The organism is Allolucifera butyrica (assembly GCF_900476375.1).
Classification (GTDB): domain Bacteria; phylum Bacillota; class Negativicutes; order Sporomusales; family UPPP01; genus Lucifera; species Lucifera butyrica.
This window is the reverse complement of record NZ_UPPP01000129.1, coordinates 1-760: the sequence shown is the minus strand read 5'-3', so window position 1 is coordinate 760 and position 760 is coordinate 1. Positions and strand designations below refer to the sequence as shown.

At 51.2% G+C, this 760-nt stretch carries 2 tRNA genes and 1 rRNA gene; all 3 read left to right on the top strand.

Annotated elements, in window-relative coordinates:
* Nucleotides 1-35 precede the first annotated feature (35 nt).
* The 3 genes from LUCIF_RS24375 (at nt 36) to rrf (ending at nt 396) form a co-directional block, all read left to right on the top strand.
* A tRNA-Ile gene (locus tag LUCIF_RS24375) sits at nt 36-112 on the top strand.
* 84 nt (nt 113-196) lie between these two features.
* Nucleotides 197-272 (top strand) — tRNA-Ala (locus tag LUCIF_RS24370).
* A 7-nt stretch (nt 273-279) separates the two neighbouring features.
* Nucleotides 280-396: ribosomal RNA gene (gene rrf, locus LUCIF_RS24365) — 5S ribosomal RNA — on the top strand.
* Nucleotides 397-760: the final 364 nt, after the last annotated feature.

Sequence of the window (760 nt, the reverse complement as noted above, 5' to 3'; positions counted from 1 at the left end):
GCGGGCCATAGGCATGAGCTAAGCGCCGGAAAAGCGGGCCTATAGCTCAGCTGGTTAGAGCGCACGCCTGATAAGCGTGAGGTCAGTGGTTCAAGTCCACTTAGGCCCACCATTTACTGCAAAACATGAGACCGATTAGAGGCCTTCCCAACTGCCTGACGCGGATGGGGAAGATTCTAAGCGGTCGAATTATAGTGGGGGCGTAGCTCAGCTGGGAGAGCACCTGCCTTGCAAGCAGGGGGTCAGGAGTTCGATTCTCCTCGTCTCCACCATTATTTATTCAGTGACGATTGCTGTGGGGATCCACCTGTTTCCATGCCGAACACAGTCGTTAAGCCCACAAACGCCGAAGGTACTTGGCTGGAAACGGCCTGGGAGATTAGGAAGTCGCTGATTTTGGAAGTGAAAATGCTATAATTTGCTTATTGCAGACAATAAATAAGTATGATAGTATTCATCTTCCGAGGTTCCTTGAAAACTGCACAGAAGAAAGAAGAAGATACCCTCTCGATAAAGAGAGAGTAAACTTAACGAGCAAAACGAAGCGCAGGGCTCACAGCACAGGGCGCAGGAGGGAACTCCTAAGTCAAAACTATGAGTACAGCCCGGAGGTTGGCTAGAAGGTGCCAGATGCTAGGCGGCAGGAGCATGCGAACGGAGTCGTACTGGTAAGTACGTCGAAGAGAGCACGCGCAGTGCCAACAACGCAGATGGCGGCTTATAGACAACCGGGTATAGCGCACAAAGAAGTCAAGTTACC